Annotated in this window: 1 protein-coding gene; it reads left to right on the plus strand. The window is 35.6% G+C overall.

What is annotated here, in order from left to right; all coding sequences use genetic code 11:
* On the plus strand, positions 1 to 1,006 hold a 1,006-nt coding region (locus EYW44_RS21880; RefSeq protein WP_243643718.1), incomplete at both ends, for a condensation domain-containing protein.

The raw sequence follows: 1,006 nt of genomic DNA on the forward strand, positions 1-1,006 counted from the left end.
ATATAGAACATCATGAGGTAAAAGGAGGGTATAGCAGTATTCCTAAGTTGCCTGTCAAACGATTATATGAGTTGTCATCAGCACAAAAGCGTATGTACTTTTTATATGAGTTTGACAAGCAATCTACCAGTTATAATATGCCTTCTTGCTATCGTTTGGATAGTAACATAAACCTTGATCGTCTGGCAGCTACTTTCAGATCTTTAGTAATACGTCATTCGAGTTTACGAACTCGCTTTGTATTAGAAGCTAATGAGGTACATCAGCAAGTAATGGATGGAGAAGATTTTAAAGTGAACTATATAGAAGTAGAGGATTCATCTACCACAGAAGAACAGGTAAGTTCTTTTGTACGACCTTTTGATTTAAATGAAGAGTATCCATTTAGAGTAGGAATTTTGGAAGATGTTAAAGGATATTTGTTGTTAATAGATATGCATCATATTATTAGTGATGGAGTTTCGCACGATGTTTTAATGCAGGATTTTATACGACTATATCAGGGAGAACACCTACCATCACTCACCTTACAATATACAGACTATTCAGCATGGCAGCAAAGTGAGGTTCATCAGGAACAGTTAGCAAAAGATAAGGCCTATTGGTTATCGGTATATTCAGAAGAAGCTACAGTATTGAATTTACCTTATGATTACGATCGACCAAAGTTAAAAGAGACTTTAGGGGCTTCGGTTACTTTGGAGTTAAGCACAGCTCAAACCGAAGGTTTACGATCTTTAGGATTGACTCATGATAGTACTATTTATATGGTAATGCTATCGTTTTACAAAATACTATTAAGTAAGCTAAGTAATCAATATGATATAATTACAGGAACGCCAACTTCAGGGAGGAATCATGCGGATGTAGAACAAATGGTGGGTATGTTTGTAAATACCTTGGCGCTTCGTAGTTATCCAGAAGGAGATAAAACGTATGCAGAATACCTTTCAGAAGTAAAGGAAATGGTCTTAACGAGTTTTGTACATGAGAGTTATCAATATGA

Source organism: Tenacibaculum sp. M341 (assembly GCF_004337695.1).
Classification (GTDB): Bacteria; Bacteroidota; Bacteroidia; order Flavobacteriales; family Flavobacteriaceae; genus Polaribacter.